Genomic DNA, 24,343 nt, shown 5'->3' with positions numbered 1-24,343 from the left:
AAAAGACATAGCGGTAGACCTGTCATTGGAATACTTAGCGCCGCAGGAGGGGCAAAACTTGGAGTGGCAGCGAAAAGGAACGAACTTGAGGTTACCGCAATGGGGACAACCATACATGGCGCCACCATAAGAAGGATCCCCGCAGTTAATGACCTTATCAATGTTTTCCATGACGACAGGTCTGGGTTTTATATCGTATTCAATGATTTCGTAATAGTCTCTGAGCATCTTCTGAATCACATTCATGAGATTATTATGGAATAAAATGACGCAAAAAACAAGCCCTAATTCCCCTCATGAATGAGGGGCTAGGGGAGTTGAGGTGCCGAAGGCACTTTCTTGTAGGTGTGGGAACCCCGGAACTGCCTAACGGTTCAGCAAATCTTTCTTATATAGCGACCGTATCAAGGCAGATAGCTGAAACTGTAGAGAAGGATTGCCTGGTAGTAGTAAAATCAACAGTGCCGATTGGAACAAATGATAAAGTTGAGCAGTTTATAAGAGATTTCCTGGTCCACGATGTGAAGGTGGAGGTGGCATCCAATCCAGAATTTCTGGCGCAGGGAACAGCTGTAAGGGATACATTAAAAGCATCGCGTATTGTTATTGGAACAGAAACACCGTGGGCGGAAGAACGGTTAAGAGAAATCTACAGGGATTTCGATATACCGATTGTATCAGTAAAGCGCCGGTCAGCGGAAATGATAAAATATGCATCCAATGACTTTCTCGCTTTAAAAATATCTTATATGAATGATATAGCTAATTTATGCGAATTGGTTGGGGCGGATATTGAGGAGGTTGCCAAGGGTATGTCCTATGACAAACGGATTGGGAAACTTTTTCTCAATGCCGGAATTGGCTATGGAGGTTCCTGTTTCCCTAAAGATACGAAAGCATTAAAATACCTGGCTGCCCAAAATGGATATCGTTTGCGGACAGTTGAAGCAGCTGTGGCTGTCAATGAAGAACAAAAAACAAAGCTGATTAGAAAGGCATCGGACCGTTTGATTACCTTTAGTGGATTGAAAGTAGCTGTTTTAGGGCTTACATTCAAACCAGGAACAGATGATTTAAGGGAGGCCCCATCGTTGGACAATGTTCCTCTGCTTTTAGAGGCGGGGGCAAATATTGTTGCCTATGATCCTGTGGGAGAGATGAACTTTAGGAGACTTTACCCGGAAGGAAGTATAATGAATGGGACAATCAGATATGTACGGTCGCCGGAAGATGCACTGAAAGGAGCGAATATCTGCTTTCTGTTTACTGAATGGCCGGAAATAAAAAGGTTGACAGCTCAATGCTTTAAGAATTTAATGCATACTCCTCTTATATATGATGGCCGAAATCTCTTTAAGACAAATGAGATGAAATTATCCGGCGTAGAATATTACAGTATCGGAAGGTAGAAGGTGGCAACGATGATTGATAAAAATGTAAGTCTGGAACATAAAAAAGTGCTGATTACAGGAGCCGCTGGGTTTATTGGGGCTAATCTGGCTGTCAGCTTATTGAGGACTGCGGATTACATACAGATTATTGGCATTGATAACCTGAATGATTATTATGATGTATCATTAAAGGAATATCGGTTAAAGCAAATCATATCAGAAGCAGGAAAATCGTCAGGAACATTTACATTCATAAAAGGAGATATCGCGGAGAAAGAAACTGTGTTTTGTTTATTTCAGCAATACTGTCCGGATATTGTTGTGAATTTAGCGGCACAGGCAGGGGTACGCTATAGTATTATAAATCCTGATGCATATATCAAGTCAAATTTGATTGGTTTCTATCATATACTGGAAGCCTGTAGACATAGCCAAGATAAACAAAAGGGCGGTGTAGAGCATCTGGTTTATGCAAGTTCTTCATCGGTATATGGAAGTAATAAAAAGATTCCATATTCCGTAAATGATAAGACTGATTATCCGGTTTCTTTGTATGCAGCCACTAAAAAATCAAATGAACTTTTGGCATATACATATGCAGCACTGTACGGGCTTCCTTCTACTGGATTGCGTTTCTTTACTGTATATGGGCCGGCTGGCCGGCCGGATATGGCCTATTTTGATTTTACAAATAAAATGATGAAAGGCGAAACAATAAAGATTTTTAACCATGGAAACTGCAAACGGGATTTTACATATATTGACGATATAGTCAATGGAGTAGAGGAGGTGTTACAGCGCATCCCTAAACTAAGTGAAAATGGGGTGCCATGTAAAATATATAATATCGGAAATAATTCTCCAGAGAATCTTTTGGAATTCGTCCATATTTTAGAACATGCCTTAAAGTGCGAGCAGCTCCTTCCTGCGGACTATGATTTGGAGGCGCATATGGAGTTAGTAGGAATGCAGCCAGGGGATGTGGAAGTAACCTACGCAGATATAACAGAGATAAAAAGGGATTTTAATTTCCAGCCTAAGACAGATCTTAGGGATGGGATGAAAAAATTTGCAAAATGGTATAAGAACTTCTATGTTAAGGGAATACAGGAAAATGATTTGGAGTGATTGGAATCCATTCCGCAATGTTTCACTTACGATTATGATAATGGCATTTGCTATCTGTTTGTTGATACCAAATATTATGAATCATAAAAAGTTGATTTTAATGAAATATGAAAGATGGTGGTTAAGCGGCACTTTATTTTGGATATTTATCATTTTAAGTGCGACCTTAATAGGGAGGCAGGTTCAAGCAGAACCAAGAAAAAAACTGGAGTTTTTCTGGTGCCTGCGTCTTGCATTGCAGACAGGAAAGTTCAGATATTGGGGAGATATCATTGGTAATATTTTGTTATTTATTCCTTTAGGTCTGCTGATACCGTTGGCCTTTCCGCAATTATCAAAATGGTATATAGTACTTTTTTGCGGAATGATACTCTCTGTTTCAATCGAACTTATACAATATTTTGCAAGACTAGGGATACTGGAATTAGATGATATTTTCCACAATACGTGTGGAACCGTATTAGGATATCTGATGCATAGAGGGATATGGCTGATAAGGAATAATCCGGACAATTAGAGGGGAAAATGAGATATCGGTATTGTCCTATTTTTCATAAGCAGGGAAATTCGTGCGATGCAGTCATTTTCATTTATTGCAGGGGTAATGTTTGCTGCGCATGACTGGAAGGAAAAGATTATGGAAAAATGGTATGGTTCTCCTATTGATTGCAATTGGTTTTTTGGCATGTAAAAAAAGATAGAAGGGATTAGCAAATATGGATTTATTTTATGATAGAACGCTTTTAATAACAGGTGGTACGGGTTCTTTTGGGAATGCTGTGTTAAAGCGTTTCCTAAAATCAACCATTAAGGAAATACGTATATTTTCCCGGGATGAATTAAAGCAGGACAATATGCGGCATTTTTACCAAAAGGAATTTCCTGAATACAGTGACAAGATAAAGTTTTACATAGGCGATGTGAGAGATATCCAAAGTATTCGAAATGCCATGCATGGGGTGGATTTTACATTCCATGCGGCAGCTCTAAAACAGGTTCCGTCATGTGAATTTTTCCCTATAGAGGCTGTAAAAACAAATGTCATGGGAACTGAAAATGTGCTGACTGCAGCGATTGAATCTGGCGTGAAGAAAGTTATCTGTCTATCCACTGATAAGGCAGCTTATCCTGTGAATGCAATGGGAACATCAAAGGCTATGATGGAAAAGGTAATCGTTGCAAAGTCAAGAACCATATCCTCGGATTGGACAAGTATCTGCTGCACACGATATGGCAATGTAATGTGTTCCCGAGGCTCCGTTATTCCTTTGTTCATTAGCCAAATAAAGGATGGAAAAGATTTGACTGTTACAGAACCTTCCATGACCCGGTTTATTATGAGTTTGGAAGAAGCAGTGGAATTAGTGGTATTTGCTTTCCAGCACGGTAATTCAGGAGATATCATGGTGCAGAAAGCGCCGGCTTGCACCATCGAGGTCCTTGCACAGGCAGTAAAGGAACTATTTCATGCGGACAATAAAATAAAAGTGATTGGCATTCGTCATGGAGAGAAAATGTATGAGACTCTTCTGACCAATGAAGAATGCTCCCATGCCATTGACATGGGAGATTTTTATTGCGTTCCCTGCGACAAACGAGATTTAAATTATGACAAATATTTCAAAGATGGGGATATAGGGCGTAGCTCATTAAAGGAATTCAATTCTAATAATACAGATCTCCTTACTTTGACGCAGGTCAAGGAAAAACTTCTTACATTACAATACATCCGTGAAGAGATTTTAGGTTGGGAAAATAAATAGAAATCTTAGAAGAAAGGAGTGGAGTATGAACATTCTTGTTACTGGAGCTAAAGGATTTATTGGTAAAAACCTGATAGCCACGTTAAATAATATTCGAGATGGCAAGGATAAGTCCTTTAAAATCAATCCTAATTTTAATGTATTTGAATATGATGTGGACACAAATCCTGAATTGTTAGAATTATATTGCAAAGAAGCTAATTTTGTATACCATTTGGCGGGGGTGAACCGACCGGAAAAAACTGAAGATTTTATGCGTGGAAACTTTGGCTTTTCAGAAGACTTGCTGTATCGGTTAGAAAAATATGACAATACCTGTCCCGTTATGCTGTCATCTTCCATACAGGCGGAATTGGATAATCCTTATGGAAAGAGCAAAAGGGCAGGAGAAGATTTGTTTTTTAGGCATGGAATGAAAACCGGAGCGAAGGTTTATGTATACCGTTTCACAAACGTATTTGGCAAATGGTGTCGTCCGAATTACAATAGTGTAATCGCAACGTTCTGTCACAATATTACACATGGACTTCATATTCAGGTAAATGATTCATCTGTAAATCTAAATCTTGTATATATAGATGATGTGATAGAAGAGTTGCTGCGCGCCTTGTCAGGGCATCCATCTTATTCTGACCGGAAATTCTGTTTTGTTCCGGTGACATATAGTGTTAATCTGGGGATGATTGCTGAACTACTCTATTCCTTCCACGACAGTAGGCAGAATAAAAGCATTCCGGATATGACAGAGGAAGGATTTATAAAGAAACTATACAGCACGTATTTGAGCTATCTTCCTGAGAATGAGTTCAGCTATCCTTTGAAAATGAATATAGACGAACGCGGATCGTTTACAGAACTTATCCGGACGCAGGACAGAGGGCAGATTTCAGTCAATATAGTAAAACCGGGAGTCACAAAAGGGAATCACTGGCACCATTCAAAAAATGAGAAATTTGTAGTAGTAAGTGGAAAAGCGCTGATTCAGTTTCGCCGAATCGATTCAGAGCATGTAATTGAATATCATGTTTCCGGTGATAGATTGGAGGTGGTTGATATCCCTGTTGGATACACGCATAATATCATAAATGAAGGTAGCGCAGACCTTGTAACCATTATGTGGTGCAATGAGTGTTTTAATCCGGAAAAACCGGATACATATTACTTGAAGGTAGAGGGGGATGTGCATGGGTAAATTAAGATTAATGACAGTTGTCGGGACAAGACCTGAAATCATACGCTTATCAGCAGTTATAAAAAAATGCGATACATATTTTGAACAGATTCTTGTACATACAGGACAGAATTACGATTATTGTCTAAATCAGATATTTTTCGATGAATTAGGCATTAGGGAGCCGGACTATTATCTGAATGCAGTCGGAAATGATTTGGGTGAAACGATTGGTAATATCATAGCGAAGTCATACAGGATAATGGCAGATATAAAGCCGGATGCACTATTGATACTAGGTGATACAAATAGCTGCTTGTCTGCAATTTCAGCAAAACGTCTTCATATTCCTATCTTCCATATGGAAGCAGGAAACCGTTGTTTCGATGAATGTCTGCCTGAGGAAACCAACCGAAGGATTGTAGACCATATAGCTGATGTGAATATGTGTTACAGTGAACATGCAAGAAGATATCTGAATTATGAGGGCACAGCAAAAGAAAGGACATATGTGACCGGCAGTCCGATGGCTGAAGTACTTCATGATAATCTGGAAAAGATAGAAAAGAGCAATGTAATGGAACGCCTGTCACTTCGAGCGGGTAATTATATGCTTCTTTCTGCGCATAGGGAGGAGAATATTGATAATGAAGAAAATTTTACCAGTCTTTTCTCCGCAGTTAATGCACTGGCAGAAAAGTATGACATGCCAATTTTATATTCCATGCATCCACGGAGTAGGAAGTTTATAGAAGAAAGAGGGTTCGCATTGGATTCAAGGGTTCATACCCATGAACCATTAGGCTTTCATGATTATAACAAACTTCAGATGAATGCATTTGCAGTCATTTCAGATTCAGGAACACTGCCTGAAGAGAGTAGTTTCTTTAGCTCTATAGGAAATGCATTTGCAGCTGTATGTATCCGTACCAGCACCGAAAGACCCGAAGCATTGGACAAAGGTAATTTTATCCTTGCGGGAATCACGACAAATCAAGTGCTGCAGGCAGTAGCGACAGCTGTAGAAATGGTAAAGAACGGAGATAATGGTCTGGTTGTTCCAAACTATATAGATGAAAATGTTAGTACCAAGGTTGTAAAGCTGATTCAAAGTTATACTGGAATAGTTAATAAAGTGGTATGGAGAAAATAACTCCATATATTATTATCTCAAAAATATATATAAATACATACAATGAGGAGAAAAATCATGGCAAAATACTTCGGCACCGACGGCTTCCGCGGCGAAGCCAACAAAACACTAACAGTAGAGAACGCATATAAAATCGGCCGATTTCTCGGCTGGTACTACAGCAGAAATAAAAAAGATGGGAGATGCCGGGTTGTCATTGGAAAAGACACCCGGCGTTCTTCATACATGTTTGAATATTCCTTAGCCGCCGGGCTGACGGCATCCGGCGCTGACGCCTATCTTCTTCATGTGACCACCACCCCAAGCGTTTCCTATGTGGCCCGCACCGAAGGCTTTGACTGCGGCGTCATGATATCAGCCAGCCACAATCCCTACTATGACAATGGCATCAAACTAATCAACGCCCAGGGAGAAAAGATGGACGAGGATACCATCCTGAAGATAGAAGCCTACATCGACGGTATCTCAGGTGAAATCCCGCTTGCAGTCAGGGAGCAGATTGGGCGTACCGTGGACCATGCGGCAGGCAGGAACCGCTATACGGGCTACCTTATTTCCCTGGCAACCCGTTCCTACAAAAACATGAGGGTCGGCCTGGACTGTGCCAATGGAAGCGCCTGGATGATTGCCAAAAGCGTATTTGATGCCCTGGGAGCAACTACTTATGTGATTAACAATGAGCCGGACGGCCTGAATATCAATACAAACTGCGGTTCCACCCACATAGACGGACTCATACGGTTTGTCAAGGAAAAGAAACTGGATGTGGGATTTGCATTTGATGGGGATGCGGACCGGTGTCTGTGTGTGGATGAAAAGGGCAATTTGGTGGACGGGGATATTATTCTCTACATATATGGCCGTTATATGAAGGAGCGGGGGAAACTCCAGGGCAATAAGATTGTCACTACGGTCATGTCCAACTTCGGCCTGTACAAAGCCCTGGATGAGGCCGGTATCGAATATGAGAAAACAGCGGTGGGGGATAAATGTGTACGAGAACATGGCTTCCAACGGCTACCGTATTGGGGGCGAACAATCCGGCCATATCATCTTCCGCAAATATGCAACCACGGGAGACGGAATCCTCACAGCCATTAAAATGATGGAGGTTATCATGGAGAAAAGACAGCCCCTTAGCAAGCTGGCAGAACCAGTGCATATCTATCCGCAGGTTCTGGAAAATATCCGGGTAAAAGATAAAAGAACCGTAAGGGAGGATGCGGATGTGCAGATAGCTATTCGTCAGGTGGAAAAAGAACTAGGAAAAGAGGGACGCATTCTTGTAAGGGAAAGCGGAACCGAGCCGGTGATGAGAGTCATGGTGGAAGCAGCAGAGCCACGCCGGTGCAGGGAATATGTTAACCAGATTATTCAGACAATAATAGCAAAAGGCCATCAGGAGGAACTATAGTATGTGCGGGATTGTAGGGTATTCAGGGGAATGTCAGGCAGCCCCTATCCTGTTGGATGGATTGGCAAGGCTTGAATACAGAGGGTACGATTCTGCCGGAATTGCAGTCGCTGGAAAAACGAAAGAAGGAACAGAGTGTCTTGAAGTGGTTAAGGCAAAAGGCCGCCTTAAAGTTTTATGTGAAATGACTAATAATGGAGAAGCAGTAACTGGTTTCTGTGGAATCGGACATACCAGATGGGCTACTCATGGAGTACCTTCTGTAATAAATTCTCATCCTCAATGTTCAGAGGATAAGAGGGTAGCGGTGGTGCATAATGGTATAATAGAGAATTTTCAGGAAATAAAAGATAAGCTTCAAAGAGAGGGAATTGAATTCTTCTCTCAGACTGATACAGAAGTACTGGCCCATCTTTTAGACAAATATTACAAGGGAAATCCGATTGATGCTATAGCTAATATGATGGTGCGAGTCCGTGGTTCTTATGCTCTGGGAATTATGTTTAAAGATAGACCAGGGGAAATTTACGCGGTCCGAAAAGACAGTCCTTTGATTGCAGGATGTTCAGAACAGGGGAATTTTATTGCGTCTGATGTACCAGCCATCTTGAAGTACACACGTAATATTTGTTTTATTAAGAATATGGAGATTCTTTGTATCACTAAAACTGATATTCGTTTGTACAATATTGACCAGGACCAGTTACAGCCGGAATTTTCTCTTATAGACTGGAATGCAGAAGCTGCGGAGAAGAGCGGATTTGAACATTTCATGTTGAAGGAAATTTATGAACAGCCTAAGGCAGTTAGGGATACTCTCAGCCCAAGGATTAAAAACGGCGAAATCGTACTGGAAGAACTGAATATGACAAAAGAGGTTATATGTGGGGTGAAAAGAATACAGATGGTTGCATGTGGTTCCGCCTATCATGTGTGTATGAGTGCAAAATATATTTTTGAACAATTGTCACGTATTCCCGCTGATGTGGATCTGGCTAGTGAACTACGTTACCGGAATCCGGTATTTGAAGAGCAGACTCTTGCAATCGTAGTGAGTCAGTCTGGTGAGACTGCGGATACTCTTGCGGCGTTAAGGGAAGCAAAAAGCCAGGGGCTTTTAGTCATGGGCATCGTCAATGTGGTGGGAAGTTCCATAGCAAGAGAGGCAGACCATGTATTTTATACTTGGGCAGGTCCTGAAATTGCAGTGGCAACTACCAAGGCATACAGTGCCCAACTGGCAGCTGTATATTTGCTGGCCATATACTTTGGCCGAGTGAGAGGAACCATAGGGGATGAAACATATAAGGACATGATAGATGAGCTGCAGCATCTTCCAGACAAAATCAGCCGTATCCTGGAGGAGAAAGAGAGGATTCAATGGTTAGCCAATAAGTTCTCCCATAACAATGATGTATTCTTTATTGGCAGAGGATTGGATTATGCGGCATCCATGGAAGGTTCCTTAAAACTAAAAGAAATATCCTATATACATTCGGAAGCATATGCGGCAGGGGAATTAAAACATGGAACCATCTCGTTGATTGAGGATGGAATTTGGACAGTAGGGATTGCTACTCAGGGAAGCTTATTTGAAAAACTTCTCAGCAATATGGTAGAGGTTAAGAGTAGGGGAGCTAATATTCTTGGTGTTACCAACTACGGGAATTACATCATAGAGGACATTGCAGATTGTACTATCTATGTACCTAAAACGTTGGAATGCTTTTATCCTAGTCTTGTTGTAATTCCACTTCAGCTTTTGGCATACTATGTTTCCCTTTTCAAAGGACTGGATGTGGATAAGCCCAGGAATCTGGCAAAGTCAGTGACCGTAGAGTAGACAGGAAGATACAATATGATTTTTATTCAGACATTTTGTGGATTTGATGTATTCATTAATAGCCAAATGATATACTTTTCCAGCAAAAAATCAAAAGAGCTTCTAGCTATCCTGGTGGATAGAAGAGGTGGAAGCGTATCCATCTCTCAGCTTGCATGTATGCTGTATGAAAATATTCCGGAGAGAACAGCTAAAAAGAATATACGGGTGCTTGTTCACAGGTTGAGGAAGGTACTAAAAGCATATGATTGTGAGGAACTTTTGATTCATCAACGTGGCGTATATTCAATTAATACCAGATTATTCAAGTGTGATTTGTATGAATTTTTAAATGGAAACAAAGTATATATGACTGCTTATACAGGTAAGTATATGGAGGAATATCCGTGGGCTTCTGAGACAGTCCCATATTTGAATTTGTTATATAACGGATATTATGCAAAGAAGGAACCATGAACTTTCATAAGGAGTATAGTCAATGAAGAATAAAAAACTAATCGGACTCATTACATGTGCGGCGGCTTTCCTTTCTGTTACTGCTATTCCGGCATGGGGAGCAGAAGGATGGCAGCAGGACTCTGCCCAGCAGTGGGTCTATATGGAACATGATAAAAAGTTGGTAAACCAGTGGCTGCCATGGTCAGACGGAACCATGCGGTATGTGGGAGGAAACGGTCAGATTGTAACGGATAATTGGGTAAGTGCGGGGGATGACCGATACCGTGTCAAGTCAGATGGTTCCAGATATGAAAATGAATGGTTCAGTTTGGTATCTCAACCCTCACTGCCGTCCGCCGACTCTGTCACCAGTTGGTATTATGCAGGAGAAGATGGAATTATACTGAAAAATGGCTGGTATGAGTTGGATGGAAAATCTTACTTTTTCTATCCAGGTGGAAATTCTCCGAGGAAATCCTTTTTCAACTTGGAAGATAAGCGATATTACGTAGATGAGGAAGGTGCCAGGAAGGCTCCTGGCTGGTTTTCCATTGATAGCGTGAATAATAAAGGTGTATCTTATACTAACTGGTATTATGTTACGGAGGATGGTTCCCTTTTGCGTGACGGATGGCATGAATTGGAAGGTATAACATGCTATTTTGATTCTAACGGCAATGCCTACCGCAGCAGATGGTTCAACCTGGGGGATGACCGGTATTATGTGGATGAAAATGGAGCGAGACAAAGCGGCTGGTTCTCTATTACAGGTACCAGCAGCAATGGACAGGAATACATCAACTGGTACCGTGCGGATTCAAACGGTGTACTATGGCGTAATGGTTGGAGAGAAGAGGATGGGAAATGGTACTTTTTTGATGCCAATGGCTTGAATTATAGGAGACGATGGTATATTGACGGAAATGGAGATAGATATTACCTAGATAAAGATGGAATCCTTCAGAATAATGGCTGGTTTAAGATTGAAAATACCAATAGTATCGGTGTTGTGTCTGAAAGCTGGTACTATGCATCTGAATCCGGGGCAGTACTCAAGGAAGGTTTTAAAGAACTTAAAGGTAGAAAATACTATTTTGATGTAAATGGCCTTAATTACCGAAAACGGTGGTTGACAAAGGAAAACGGTAAAAAGCGATACATTGGAGAAGAGGGTTATTTATATCAGAATCAGTGGTTTGTCATTAGAGGCATAGATTCCAGAAATTCAGATTACAATTACTGGTATTATGCAGGAAATGATGGATACGTGCGGATGGATGGCTGGTATAAAATCGATGGGCAATATTATTGCTTTAATACTTCTGGTGTAATGCTCACTGGTTGGCTGACTGAAACAGCGGAAGATGATGAAGATGAAGATTCCTATTATTACTGTGGGAAAGACGGAGCTAGAGTAACAGGATGGCAGTGGCTGGAAATACCGCAAAGTTGGATGGATAATTCGGATGTGGCGGATTATGTTCAGGAACATGGACAATATGCATATTTTTATTTCAACAAATCCACTGGAAGTAAAAAACGTTCCTCAGGAGGTAAAAAAGAAGTCAAGGTGGATGGGGTAACCTATTGTTTTGATGGAAACGGAATTATGTATCCAGGTTGGGTAAAACTCAGCAGTACAACACCGGAGATAAAAGGTTATCGCTATTTTTACCAGCCGGAATCAAAACAGGATAAAGCATTCATTGAGGGGGAACGCGTAGAAGGGATATGGTTAAAGTTGGATGGCCCGTCAGACATAAATAGTTCAGGACAAAAGGAATGGTATTATTTTGACCGGTCAGGGAAACCGACTTGCGGAGATGAAAACAGCTATACAGTAGAAAAAATTCAGGATGGTTATTATGTCTTTGATATGTATGGGGCAGCGCAGTATGGTCTGATTGAGGTGAAGGGGGAATTCTACTATTGCAAAGGACCGAGGGATGACAGAAAATGCGTTATCGGAAAAACAATGGTGGATGATGGAATAGGCTCAACCCCTGCCCAGTATTTCTTTGACCTTAAAGGAAAAGGAATCACTGGCATAAAAGACGGGTGTTTCTACTATAAAGGCAAGCTTCAGAAGGCAGACTCCGCTGCAAAATATGAGGTGTTTGATATACCAGGGGAAGGAAAAAGACTAATTAATTCAAGTGGTAAAATTATGAAAAATACGAAGGTGACAGACGGTAATGACCAGAAATGGATTCTTGGCTCAGGCGGAAGGATTCTCAACTATGGTTCAGATGAGGTAGCGGAGATATTAGCACCGGAGGCCACAGTTTCTTATTAATATTATGTAAAGAGGTAAGTTTCAGAAGTGCGTTAGAGCTGATGCGAATGATACAATTTATGTTTTCAGGCCATTAGAGAATATAATGTAAGACAAAATTGAAAGATATTAAATGAAATCCCCTGGTTTAGGTATTAGACCAGGGGATTTTTGATTTTTAAAGTGGAAAGAGGTTTTTATCTGGCGGGCCACCACTCAGGGGTATTGGAAGTAAGTAAAGACTGCTGGAATTCTGTTGGAGGAATTCCGGTAGTCTTTTTAAATACCCGGCTGAAATAAAGAGGATCAGAGTAACCTACCATGGGGGCAATGGTGGACAAGTTCATTATATTTGTGGCTATGAGCTCTTTTGCTTTATTAACTCGAAGTCCGGTCAGATAACGCATTGGTGCGACTCCCATACGTTTCTTAAAGATGTGAGAAAAATACCCTGCGCTTAATTTGCAGTATTCAGCCATTAACTGTATATTCCAGTTTTCTTTATACTTTTGATTGAGTTGCATAACGAGACAATCAATAGAAGAGTCATTTTCTAAAGGAGAAAGAATCTGCTGATGAGCTCGGGCTATGATAGCAAGTATTTGAAGAAAATTGCCTAAAGCAACATCTTCCCAAAATGCCTTCTTCAGTTGTAATTCCATGATAGTCTCCTGAAAAAGAGTTTTTAACAGAGGGTGTTCCCCAATATAAAAGTTATGGAGATTATACTTCTTAATGATATTCTTACAGTCATAGCCGGTGAAATGAATCCAGTAAATTTCGGGATGCTCTTTGGCGAAATAGGAATAGGTTTGGGGTTCTTGAGGATGAAAGAGAAGAATATTTCCGGCCTCCAATGTTTTCCATTCCTTATTTAGATAATAGTGCCCAGCCCCCTTATGGATATAGATAAGCTGATAATCTACTCTGCCTGCGGAACGGTTCTGAGAGTAATCTTTTGTTTTGAAAACCTGCATTCCACAACAGTTGATAGACAATGGACTTGAGTAGTCTGCGAAGCCTGTTGTGCGTCTTTCGTTTCTTAAGTGACCTGAAACATTTATCATAATAATTCCTTCTCCTTGATAATAAAACCTTTCTTCTAAAAATATAACAGATAAAAGCATAATTGTCCATGTAAAACATATGATTAGATATGGGAATGCAGAACTGTATGTTCTATACTGGTGTCGTTAAATAAGCAGAATCATTCATGATTACAACACAGTTGAATGTAGAAAAAGCCATTGAAAAACTAAGAGTACAGTGTATAATTGGCATAAAGGAAGAATGAAAGCGAGAATGGTCTATGAATACTATTTTAAATATCAGAAATTTGTTGCATGGAGGAGATTATAATCCCGAACAATGGCTGTCGAGTCCGGAAATATTAGAACAGGATATTACGTATTTTGAGAAGGCACATATCAATGAAGTAAGCGTAGGTATATTTTCCTGGTCAATGCTGGAACCAGAGGAAGGGATATTTCAGTTTGGATGGTTAGAGAATATTATTGAAAAGTTTTATCAGCATGGAATCTCCGTGATTTTGGCTACACCCTCCGGGGCAAAACCTAAATGGATGGCAGACAAATACCCAGAAGTGTTAAGAGTTGATGAGAGCAGACATAGAAATTTGTATGGCATGAGACATAATCATTGCTACACCTCTCCTGTTTATAGAGAAAAGACACGAAAGATTAATATGGAACTGGCTAAACGATTTGGAAACCATCCGGGAGTGATTGCCTGGCATATATCCAACGAATATGGAGGAGAGTGCCACTGTGAGCTTTGTCAGCAGGAGTTTCGCCGTTGGGTAAAACAGAAATACAAAACCATTGATGCATTAAATCAGGCATGGGCCACTACTTTCTGGAGCCATACATACAATGATTTTTCACAGATAGAGAGCCCTTCCTGGCGCGGAGAGCCATTCCTGCATGGTTTGAATTTGGACTGGAAACGATTTGTGACAGACCGAACGGTTGATTTTGCAAAACATGAGATTAAGGCAATACGGGATGGAGGTTCGGACAAGCCAACAACCATAAATATGATGTACGATTTTAAAGGACTGAACTATCACAAATTTGCAGATATCATAGATATTGTGTCATGGGACAGTTATCCTCTATGGCATAAAAAAGAGGAATTTCTAACAGCCATGGATAATGGAATGCAGCATGATATTATGAGAAGTATCCAAAAAAGGCCTTTTTTATTAATGGAGAGCTGCCCTTCGGCGACAAACTGGCAGCCAATAAGTAAATTAAAAAAGCCTGGTATACTGCAAGCATCTTCCATGCAGGCAATTGCGCATGGTTCTGACAGTGTCTTATATTTTCAGCTCCGCCAGAGCCGAGGGTCATCGGAAAAGTTTCATGGTGCAGTTATCGACCACTATGGCAAAGATGATACAAGAGTGTACCGCGAAGTGACAGCGGTGGGAAGTAGTTTGGAACAACTGTCAGAAATTACCGGGTCTGTAACAAAGGCAAAAGTAGCTGTTATATTCGACTGGGAGAACCGATGGGCGCTGGAAGATGCACAGGGACCGAGAAATTCCGGATTATACTACAAAGAGACTGTAGAAAAGTCATATTATGCATTTAGAAAGTTAGGATTCGATGTGGATGTGATAGATATGGAGCAGGAATTGGAACCATATGCTGTTGTAGCGGCTCCTATGTTGTATATGTTTCGGAATGAATATGCGGAAAAGATTCGAAACTTCGTGGCTTTGGGAGGGCATTTGATTCTTACATACTGGTCAGGAATTGTAGACGAAAATGATTTGTGTTTTCTTGGGGGAACACCGCATGCTCTGATGGATGTGATGGGGCTCAGGAGTACTGAAATTGACGCATTATATGATGGAGAACAGAATGTGGGGATACCGGTTTCCGGTAATAAACTGCAGATGGAGAAGGCCTGGTGCTGCGATAAATTATGTGATTTGGTACAAGTGTCCACAGCAGAAGTATTAATGACCTATGGGCAGGATTTCTATGAGAATTGGCCGGCATTTACGAGGAATATCTATGGAAAAGGGACAGCTTATTATATCTGCGCAGATTTTGAACAGGGCTTTTACGATGAAGTATATAGTAAAATCACTCAAAACGCTGGATTGAAACGTGTTCTTCCCAGTATTCCCAATGGAGTGGAGGTAACATCTAGATATGGAGAAGGATGCAGGTACATCTTTATTCAAAATTTTAATCAGTTTTCTGTTGAGATTGAGCTGCCCATCGAAAGAATGAAACTTCTGGCGGGTAGTTACGATGGAACAATTAGTAGTTTCGAAACGATTGTTTTAAAAGAATATTTAACAGAGAGCACCTAGCCTTGAAAAAGCTGCATTACGCATTGTAAGCAGACCGATAAGGGGAATTGCGGACAACTCCCTACGGGCCGGATGTCGATAAGAATGCATTAGGAGCCATTTTCTTTATCCTGCAGCTTTAATAGCTGGTCCATCTGGTTCAGGACATATTCTTGGTACTCTGGTTTCAGCTCTTTGAATGTGTTTAAGGCTATTTCAGCCAACCGATTAGACGATTGCTCAAACATATCGCCTTCGCCATTTTTTAACCAGTTTTCGCTTACATTGAAAGTGGCACATATCAATTTAATGATACGGTCATTAACCTTGCGGTTTTCCAGCTCAATACCGGCTATGTATCCATTAGAAATGGAGATAGCCTTCGCAAATTTGGCTTGCGATAGATTTAAAGCTTGACGCACCTGTTTTATGCGTTGATTAGTGGACATCTATTCACCTCCCTCATTCGTATCTATTACATACAATAGCATAATCTTACTCACAATGCAAGCGAAGAATACGAAATATAACATTGACTCGCTCACATAGCTATGATATAATGCTTACATAGAAAGCGAAAGGAGGGATAAATATGAGTGGGGATGAAGCAGTAGATGACTTCATTCTTAAATTCAATCAGTTGAACGACAGCAACCAGAAGTACATAATGGCTGTGCAACAAGCATTGATATTTGCTCAATCACAGCCCAATTCCTCTCCTTCTGTAAAAGAAAGAACGTTACATGAAGAGACTACATAATTAGTTAATTGATGGAAAGGTTTATGAATATCATAGCCCTCCGATATAAGTTAAAGTATGAATAAAAATAGCCTCGATTAACATGAGGTTAGGAAAAGGAGAAGTGATAAAACGTGGCATTTTCATTTGAAAAATTGAAATCTCCGTCATATTTTGCCGAGAACCGCTGCAGCGCACATTCAGATCACAGATGGTTTCCATCAGAGCAGGATAAAGCCTTGGGAACTAATTCACTTAAGCTGTCACTGAATGGAATCTGGAAATTTGCTTATGCGGAAAATAACAGTATGGTACCGGTGGGATTTGAAGCGGAAGACTATGACTGCCATTGCTGGGGGGAAATCACTGTACCGGCTCATATTCAAATGGAAGGCTATGGGGTTCCGCAATATGCGAATGTCCAGTATCCATGGGATGGCATGGAGGAAGTTGCTATCGGGGAAATTCCGGAGAAGATTAACCCGGTAGCATGCTATACTAAGTATTTCTCGCTGCCGGCTGAGATGCAGGGGAGGAAAACAATACTCTCCTTCCAGGGAGTGGAAAGCTGCGTTGCAGTGTGGCTGAATGGAGTTTATATTGGTTTCTCTTCTAATTCCTTTTCGCCATGCGAATTTGATTTGACCGCAGCTTTGAAACCAGGGGAGAACAAACTGGCCTGCCGTGTATACAAATGGTGCTCCGGCAGCTGGATGGAAGACCAGGATTTTTATCGTTTTTCCGGAATTTACCGGGACGTGTTCATTTATGCGCTTCCGGAAGTGCATGTCCGGGATTTGAAGGTGGAATCGGAACTCTCAGATGATTACAGAATTGCAAAAATACATATTCAAGGAAGTATGGTGAAGACTGACGAGACTGCGGGCTGGAAGGCAGAAGTTATGCTGGATGGTTCGACTGCCCGGATTATAATGGGTACTGGAGAACTGCTGGAAACGGAGATTGAAATTGAAAACCCAAAGCTCTGGAGCGCGGAGAATCCCTGTCTTTATACACTAATGATAAAGCTGTATGATATGGAAGACAGAAAGCTGGAAATTATCGACCAGAAGCTTGGCATTAGGCGCTTTGAATTAATTAACGGTATTATGTGTATTAACGGCAGCCGGATTGTGTTTAATGGCGTAAACCGCCATGATTTCTCGGCAGACACAGGACGTGCCGTGACAACGGAAATGATACGACGGGATTTGGTTACCATGAAGCGCAACAATATTAATGCACTACGTACCAGCCATTATCCAAATCATGGACTTCTTTATGAACTGTGTGATGAATTGGGAATCTATATGATTGCCGAGAACAATATGGAGACCCACGGAACGTGGATGGTGGTTGAATCTGGTGATAAACCGGCTGAAAATGTGCTTCCTGGAGACTGTATGGAATGGGAGCCGATGATGATTGACCGTGTTGATACACTCTATCATACCTGTAAGAATCATCCGTCAATCCTAATCTGGTCTTTGGGCAATGAGAGTTATGGCGGCAGCGTAATCGCACATATGGCTGACGAGTTCCGGAAACTTGATTCTTCCCGTTTGATTCATTATGAGGGGGTTTTTCACGATAGGCGCTATAGTAACACAACATCAGATATGGAAAGCCAGATGTATACTACAGTAGCGGATATTAAGAAATTTTTGTCTGAACATAGAGAAAAACCGTTTATCTGTTGCGAATATGCTCATGCGATGGGCAATTCCTGCGGGGGCATGCAGCTTTATACTGAATTGGCGGAGGCAGAGCCTTTATATCAGGGTGGATTTATCTGGGACTTTATCGACCAAGCAATCAGGGGAAAAGACCGTTATGGTAATACCTGCTATTATTATGGAGGCGATTTGGGCGACCGGCCGACAGATTACGCTTTTTCCGGCAATGGAATCTGTACCTCTGATGGAAAAGAGAGCATTAAGATGCCGGCTGTGAAATACAATTACCAGCCGGTTGGGATTTTCGTCAGCAAGAACCAGGTCACCCTGCGCAACCGTCACTTGTTTACGAATACGCAGGTATATGATGCGGTTGTAACTGTTGAAAGAAACGGACATGCAATACACAAAACAGTTCTATCTTTGGCTGTAGAACCTCTAACGGAGAAAAGCTTTGACCTTCCAATTCCAGAGGAGACGATTGCAGGTGAGTATGCAGTTACAGTATCCTTGGTTCTGAAAACGGATACGGAATGGGCGCGGGCAGGTTACGAGGTTGCATTTGGCCAGTATGTTTACCGTAAGGAAGGTAGAAAGAAAGCCGTTGCCGGGTGTAAGCCGCATGTAGTGCATGGATGGTACAATACTGGTGTGACAGGTGATGGTTTTAGCGTCTTGTTTTCTAATCTTGACGGAGGTCTTACATCCTATCGGTACGGCGGCAGAGAGATGATTAAGACGATACCTATGCCTAATTTCTGGCGTCCTATGGTAGAAAATGATTTCGGGGGCTTGATTCAGCTTCGCTGTGCGCAGTGGAAAGTTGGCTCACAGTTTGTATCCCCGCGTCAGGCTGGAGATAACTACAATACGAAGGGCTGCATTCCAACGGTTGAGGAAAAGGATGATACGGTCAAGGTTGCTTATACCTACCACATGCCGACAGTGCCGGTATCTTCCTGCAAGGTTGTATATACTGTCCATGGGGATGGAACAGTTGACTGCCGGATGGACTATAATCCGGTAAAGGGGCTTGCACCTATGCCCGAGTTTGGTATGATTTTCAAAATTGATGCAGATTATGACCGGCTTGAGTGGTATGGCATGGGACCCGGCGAGTCCTATGCTGACCGTACGCAGGGAACACGGCTGGGCATTTGGAAGGATGAGGTGAAAAACCGCATGGCAAATCATCTTCGTCCGCAAGAATCTGGCGAGATGATGGGAGTGCGTTGGGTAAAGGTCACGGATTATCTGGGTCGTGGTTTGATGTTCACCGGCGACGGCATGAATTTCTCGGCGCTGCCGTGGACACCGCATGAGATTGATTGTGCACAGCATCCGTATGAATTGCCGCCGATACATTACACTGTTCTGCGTCCGGCCCTGGCACAGATGGGGATAGGAGGAGACGACACATGGGGAAGCGTTCCTCATCCGGAATATTGGCTGGATGAAACAAAAGAACGTTCCTTTACATTTTCTTTTAAAGGTTGTACGAGAGCGTGATAGGGGAAAGGAGATTATCATGAAAGTTAATAAAGTTTTAGCCGTGGTTCTTTCGGCTGCCGTAGTTGCGATGACAGCATGTGGAGGCAACAGTTCTACTTCTGGGACATCCGGAACATCATCCGAGGACGATTCCAATAAGCTGACTGTGTGGGCGTGGGACCAGAGTTTTAATATATATGCGATGAAAGAGGCTGAAAAAATTTACCAAAAGGAACATCCGGACTTCAGCATCGATATTTCGGAGGTTGGATGGGATGATATGCAGACTAAGCTGGCAACCATAGTAGGCTCTGGTGATTATAGTTCTCTTCCGGATATCTTGTTGATGCAGGACTTTGCATATCAAAAGTATGTTACCACTTATCCTGATTTGTTTCAGGATTTGACAGATAGTGGTATTGATTTCTCACAGTTCGCATCAGCAAAGTTGGAAAACTCTGTTGTTGATGAAAGAAATTATGGTGTCCCGTTTGATAATGGCACAGAGATTGCAGCATATAGAACGGATATACTTGAGAAAGCCGGATACACATTGGAAGATTTGACTGATATTGATTGGAATCGTTTTATTGAGATTGGTAAGGATGTTTTGGCAAAGACCGGCTATTCACTGGTGTCCCTTCAGGCCAACGCCTCCGACTTGATTTACCAGATGATGCAGTCCGCAGGCCTTGAGACCTGGAACGATGATGGCTCTCCTTATCTCGCCGGTAATGAAGGGCTGAAGAAATGTATCGAAATTTATAAAGAAGGTGTTGACGCGGGTGTTATTCGGGTTGTAAACAGCTGGGATGAATATATCGCCACATTTACCAGTGGGACTACCTGTGGTGTGATTAATGGATGTTGGATTATGGCTTCCATTCAGTCGTCAGATTCCCAGTCCGGATTATGGGGGATTACCAATATGCCTTCAATTCCTGGAATTTCTACAGCAACCAACTACTCCAACCAGGGAGGTTCGACATGGGCAATCACAAAGAACTGTAAAAAGACTGCTCTTGCTACAGACTTCCTTGCCTCTACATTTGCTGGCAGCATAGAGCTATATGAGACGATTCTTCCAAACAGCGGAGCCTTGACGACCTATATCCCCGCAGGCGAGAGCAACGTCTATTCAGAGCCTCAGGAGTTTTATGGAGGACAGCCAGTATTTAGCCTTATTACGGATTTTGCGTCAAAAACACCTTCTGTAAAACTGGGCGTTTATTATACGGAAGAAAACAGAGCATTGGCAACTGTCCTGTCTAATGTGGTAGCGGGTGCAGATATTGACTCTGAGTTGGCAAACGCTGAGAATACAGTGATTTTTGATATGGGACAGTAATTCTCCAAGTAGAAGGTGAATAGTATGACAAATAAAAAGAAAATGTCTATGGAGCAGAGACGGAGACTGGTTGGATGGGGATTTCTTACACCTGCATTGCTCTTAATTTGCGGATTAAGCATATTTCCAACGTTTAAAGCATTCATTACATCTTTTAAGACAGGTTCCGGCATAAACTTGACTTGGACTGGCTTGTCAAACTACATACGAATATTTCAGGATACCGTTTTTATACAGTCCATGAAAAACTGCATCATCTATTTGATTGTTCAGGTGCCCATCATGTTAGTGCTTGCACTCATTCTGGCATCCATATTGAATGACAGGAAGATTAAGGCACGCGGACTGTTCAGAACGGCAATCTTCCTGCCATGTGCAACGTCTCTGGTGGCCTATGCAATTATTTTCCGTTCCTTATTTGCAACAGATGGCTTCATTAACCTTGTTCTTATTAAACTTGGTATCATCGATACTGCATATAATTTCCTTTCGAATGCCACTGCTGCAAAAGTTATTATCATTATTGCATTAATCTGGCGTTGGACTGGATACAATATGGTATTCTATCTGGCAGGCCTGCAGAATATCGAATATTCCGTATATGAAGCAGCCAAAATTGACGGGGCCAATGCGTTTCAGACCTTCAAGAGTATTACGGTGCCGCTTTTGAAGCCAACCATCTTGATGACAGCAATTATGTCTATTAATGGTACGCTGCAGTTGTTTGATGAGTCCATGAATCTGACGAAAGGCGGACCTGGCAACGCAACCATTACGATGTCGCATTATATTTACAATAAGGCATTCCTTGGCGTTCCAAACTTTGGCTATACATCAGCCATGGCATTTATTATCCTTGTTCTCGTTGCAGCGCTGTCTCTTATTCAGATGAAAGTAGGTGGAGATTCTGACTAGTAAATTTAAATATGGATTAATATACATTTTTTTGATTGTTTGTAGTATCGTTTCCGTATTCCCTCTTGTATGGATGCTTTTGGCTGCAACGAACAAGAGCGTTGACGTTCTCGCCGGGAAACTGACTCCAGGTACTTTTTTGATTGAAAATTACAAGAATTTGATCGCTGCACAGCCGTTGTGGCGTAATTTTTGGAATTCCTGTAAGTACACGGTCTTAATTACGGTTGCGGCACTAATTATCAGCTCGCTTGCCGGATATGCTTTTGTTATTTACAAGGATAAGATGAAGACGATTGTGTATAAAGTGATTATCTGCACAATGATGATTCCCTTCGTAGCTCTGATGGTACCGCTGTTTCAGATATATTCAAAGGTGGGGTTGTTAAATTCCACGATTGGATTCATGCTTCCGTCACTGGCAACACCGTTACTAATCATGATGTTCAGAACCGGTGCAATGGCATTTCCGGATGAGATTGTAAAGGCGGCCCGCATCGATGGCTTGAGTGAGTTCCAGATTTTCTACCGGATGTTCATGCCGACAATGAAATCTACTTATGCTGCAACGGCTGTTGTTACCTTTATGAATGCTTGGAACAACTACTTATGGGCAAAGGTTATTATGTCTGACGGTGCCACACAGACCATGCCTATGCTGATTTCAAATCTGATTGCCGGCTATGTAACGGATTATGGTATGCTGATGCTTGCGGTATTGATTACAACAATCCCTACCGCTATCGTATTCTTTGCCTTGCAGAAGAACTTTGTTGAAGGAATTACTGGGGCAGTTAAATAAAGAACATTTTTAAAAAGAGACATCAAAATGAATCATTTTGGTGTCTCTTTTTAATTCTGAACAGATTTGTAAGCGGCACTGATAGCGTCATTCTTTTCCGGAACGATTCTGTATATCAGAATACAGCTGCATCATTTGTTCTGACAGCTTTTTTACCTCTGGAGCAGAGGAACGATATAAACGTAAATGTGCCAGTTCATCTTCATTTAGCTCTGTTTCAGACAGGGTTTCATACTTTCTTGGATTATTCGTATTTCCCACAAGATAATCAATAGATGTATTGAAAAAGTTAGCAAATGCAATGATTAGTTCCAGATCAGGCTGTGCCAGGTCATTTTCATATTTCCAAACAGACTGTTGGCTGATATGGAAAAGTTCTGCAAGCTTCAGCTGGCTTAGATGCCTGCCAGTTCGTAGTTTTTTTAGATTCTTCATAATTGTTTACCACCTTCTGGGATTAATATTAGCAATTTAAGAAAAATTATAAAAAACTTAATAGTAGTTATAGACAACAACTGAAAAGTGTTATATAATGACCAATGTAATTATGTACTTTCGGTAGTCATGTCACAGAATAAAAGAAGCCTTGTATGAGAGATTCTGTGTGACTATAGAAAAAGAGCAGGAGGAAAAGGAATGAGAAAAAAGCTTTTGCTAAAAAAGGCGATGACGTTTTCTTTAATGGGTGTTCTGGCTGTGTCACCAGTTTTGGTAGCTCACGCTAATCCCGGAGCTATATTCAGTTCCAAAATCAGTGGTGGGACAAAGGATACGCCGGATACGCCAGATAAGCCCGATGTGCCGGATACACCGGACGTTCCTGATGTACCAAGCGGTTCAGGCTCATCGTCAGGCGGAGGTTCCGGTTCAGGAAGCGCTGTAACAACCAATAGTAGTAGTACATCATCAGCTTTGGACAGTGTTATGGTGAGTGGAGTAAAGGTGTTTACAACGGTTGCCGGACGTTATTCAGCAAATTCAGTTGCCGGGGTTATAGTGACGACACCTTACTCGGATGTAGCCGCAGCTGTTGGCGCGGGGGCGAATCAGAAACCATTCGCTGTTATTGAAAACAGTGTGTGCGGTGAGGATTCCAAGGCATGTATGATGAAAAAGCTGGAAGAGATGAAGGCAATTTCACCGGAGGTTGTTTCGGGACCGGCACTGGATATATGGATTGGAACTTCTGATGCTAATAATAATTTTACCAAAGTAGTGAAGGCTGCCAGACCCATTGAATTTAAAATTGGTATTCCAGCTAATTTTAAAACAGATGGTTATGAATATGCATTAATCTTTGTCCAGTCAGATGGCACCACTTCAGTGATTGTTGATACGGATGATGATAGTGATACTATGACATTTTCAACAGATGTTTACGGGACATTTACTCTGGTAAAGGGACCGTCAGGCAGCTTCGCAGCTTACAGATAATAAAAATTCGCATAGGCTTCTGTGGGGAAATAGT

The 24,343-nt window shown here is 41.6% G+C and carries 20 protein-coding genes and 1 pseudogene; 17 read left to right on the top strand and 4 right to left on the bottom strand.

Going from position 1 to position 24,343, the window contains the following annotated elements:
* Nucleotides 1-246: transposase zinc-binding domain-containing protein (locus G614_RS34485; protein WP_207637848.1), on the bottom strand; the 246-nt coding region annotated here is incomplete at its 3' end.
* Nucleotides 247-296: 50 nt separating this feature from the next.
* Between G614_RS34485 and G614_RS27675 the strand changes: the two genes are divergently transcribed.
* The 10 genes and pseudogenes from G614_RS27675 to G614_RS0115935 all read left to right on the top strand — a co-directional run bounded on the left by G614_RS27675 (nt 297) and on the right by G614_RS0115935 (nt 12,597).
* Nucleotides 297-1,409 carry a UDP-glucose/GDP-mannose dehydrogenase family protein gene (locus G614_RS27675; RefSeq protein ID WP_330366928.1) on the top strand — a complete coding sequence of 371 codons (1,113 nt, stop codon included), beginning with the start codon at nt 297-299 and terminating at the stop codon, nt 1,407-1,409.
* A gap of 12 nt (nt 1,410-1,421) precedes the next feature.
* Nucleotides 1,422-2,519 carry an NAD-dependent epimerase/dehydratase family protein gene (locus G614_RS0115980; protein ID WP_027642763.1) on the top strand — a complete coding sequence of 366 codons (1,098 nt, stop codon included), beginning with the start codon at nt 1,422-1,424 and terminating at the stop codon, nt 2,517-2,519.
* The gene (locus tag G614_RS0115975) at nt 2,506-3,036 is read left to right on the top strand and encodes a VanZ family protein (protein WP_027642762.1); all 531 of its coding nucleotides are present in this window, start codon (nt 2,506-2,508) and stop codon (nt 3,034-3,036) included. The genes G614_RS0115980 and G614_RS0115975 overlap by 14 nt, the downstream gene beginning before the upstream one ends.
* Nucleotides 3,037-3,235: 199 nt before the next feature.
* A complete protein-coding gene (locus tag G614_RS0115965; protein WP_027642761.1) occupies nt 3,236-4,282 on the top strand; it encodes a polysaccharide biosynthesis protein in 1,047 nt (348 codons plus the stop codon).
* Between the two features lie 25 nt (nt 4,283-4,307).
* A complete protein-coding gene (locus tag G614_RS0115960) occupies nt 4,308-5,474 on the top strand; it encodes a capsular polysaccharide biosynthesis protein CapF (RefSeq protein ID WP_027642760.1) in 1,167 nt (388 codons plus the stop codon).
* Complete coding sequence (gene wecB, locus G614_RS0115955) at nt 5,467-6,606, top strand: non-hydrolyzing UDP-N-acetylglucosamine 2-epimerase (protein WP_027642759.1); 1,140 nt, start codon at nt 5,467-5,469, stop codon at nt 6,604-6,606. The genes G614_RS0115960 and wecB overlap by 8 nt, the downstream gene beginning before the upstream one ends.
* A gap of 57 nt (nt 6,607-6,663) precedes the next feature.
* Nucleotides 6,664-8,020: pseudogene (gene glmM, locus G614_RS27670) on the top strand (phosphoglucosamine mutase).
* 1 nt (nt 8,021) lies between these two features.
* Entirely contained in the window at nt 8,022-9,863 is a 1,842-nt protein-coding gene (gene glmS / locus G614_RS0115945; RefSeq protein ID WP_027642758.1) for a glutamine--fructose-6-phosphate transaminase (isomerizing), read from the top strand.
* Nucleotides 9,864-9,878: 15 nt separating this feature from the next.
* Complete coding sequence (locus G614_RS0115940) at nt 9,879-10,319, top strand: AfsR/SARP family transcriptional regulator (RefSeq protein WP_027642757.1); 441 nt, start codon at nt 9,879-9,881, stop codon at nt 10,317-10,319.
* 22 nt (nt 10,320-10,341) lie between these two features.
* On the top strand, nt 10,342-12,597 hold the full coding sequence (locus G614_RS0115935) for a hypothetical protein (RefSeq protein ID WP_027642756.1): 2,256 nt from the start codon (nt 10,342-10,344) through the stop codon (nt 12,595-12,597).
* Nucleotides 12,598-12,773: 176 nt separating this feature from the next.
* Here G614_RS0115935 and G614_RS0115930 read toward each other — a convergent pair whose 3' ends face one another.
* Entirely contained in the window at nt 12,774-13,643 is an 870-nt protein-coding gene (locus G614_RS0115930; RefSeq protein WP_027642755.1) for an AraC family transcriptional regulator, read from the bottom strand.
* A 242-nt stretch (nt 13,644-13,885) separates the two neighbouring features.
* Between G614_RS0115930 and G614_RS0115925 the strand changes: the two genes are divergently transcribed.
* Nucleotides 13,886-15,925 carry a beta-galactosidase gene (locus G614_RS0115925; protein WP_027642754.1) on the top strand — a complete coding sequence of 680 codons (2,040 nt, stop codon included), beginning with the start codon at nt 13,886-13,888 and terminating at the stop codon, nt 15,923-15,925.
* Nucleotides 15,926-16,014: 89 nt separating this feature from the next.
* On the opposite strand, the gene G614_RS0115920 is transcribed toward G614_RS0115925, so the two are convergent.
* Entirely contained in the window at nt 16,015-16,353 is a 339-nt protein-coding gene (locus tag G614_RS0115920; protein WP_027642753.1) for a helix-turn-helix domain-containing protein, read from the bottom strand.
* Nucleotides 16,354-16,496: 143 nt separating this feature from the next.
* On the opposite strand from G614_RS0115920, the gene G614_RS31345 reads away from it, so the two are divergent.
* The 5 genes from G614_RS31345 (at nt 16,497) to G614_RS0115895 (ending at nt 22,875) form a co-directional block, all read left to right on the top strand.
* Nucleotides 16,497-16,664, top strand: coding sequence for a hypothetical protein (locus G614_RS31345; protein WP_155245061.1), 168 nt, complete (start codon nt 16,497-16,499; stop codon nt 16,662-16,664).
* Nucleotides 16,665-16,777: 113 nt separating this feature from the next.
* Entirely contained in the window at nt 16,778-19,828 is a 3,051-nt protein-coding gene (locus G614_RS0115910; protein WP_027642752.1) for a glycoside hydrolase family 2 TIM barrel-domain containing protein, read from the top strand.
* A gap of 19 nt (nt 19,829-19,847) precedes the next feature.
* On the top strand, nt 19,848-21,158 hold the full coding sequence (locus G614_RS0115905) for an ABC transporter substrate-binding protein (RefSeq protein ID WP_027642751.1): 1,311 nt from the start codon (nt 19,848-19,850) through the stop codon (nt 21,156-21,158).
* A 24-nt stretch (nt 21,159-21,182) separates the two neighbouring features.
* Nucleotides 21,183-22,073: a carbohydrate ABC transporter permease gene (locus G614_RS0115900; RefSeq protein ID WP_027642750.1), complete on the top strand. Its 891-nt coding sequence runs from the start codon at nt 21,183-21,185 to the stop codon at nt 22,071-22,073.
* 73 nt (nt 22,074-22,146) lie between these two features.
* Complete coding sequence (locus G614_RS0115895) at nt 22,147-22,875, top strand: carbohydrate ABC transporter permease (RefSeq protein WP_080664521.1); 729 nt, start codon at nt 22,147-22,149, stop codon at nt 22,873-22,875.
* An 87-nt stretch (nt 22,876-22,962) separates the two neighbouring features.
* Here the strand turns inward: G614_RS0115895 and G614_RS0115890 are convergent, their stop codons facing one another.
* On the bottom strand, nt 22,963-23,310 hold the full coding sequence (locus G614_RS0115890) for a helix-turn-helix domain-containing protein (protein ID WP_027642748.1): 348 nt from the start codon (nt 23,308-23,310) through the stop codon (nt 22,963-22,965).
* A gap of 201 nt (nt 23,311-23,511) precedes the next feature.
* On the opposite strand from G614_RS0115890, the gene G614_RS0115885 reads away from it, so the two are divergent.
* The gene (locus G614_RS0115885) at nt 23,512-24,309 is read left to right on the top strand and encodes a hypothetical protein (RefSeq protein WP_027642747.1); all 798 of its coding nucleotides are present in this window, start codon (nt 23,512-23,514) and stop codon (nt 24,307-24,309) included.
* Nucleotides 24,310-24,343: the final 34 nt, after the last annotated feature.

The organism is [Clostridium] clostridioforme AGR2157, from assembly GCF_000424325.1.
In the GTDB taxonomy this organism is placed as follows: domain Bacteria; phylum Bacillota; class Clostridia; order Lachnospirales; family Lachnospiraceae; genus Enterocloster; species Enterocloster clostridioformis_A.
The sequence above is the reverse complement of the archived record's forward strand: the minus strand, read 5'-3'. Positions and strand labels throughout refer to the sequence as shown.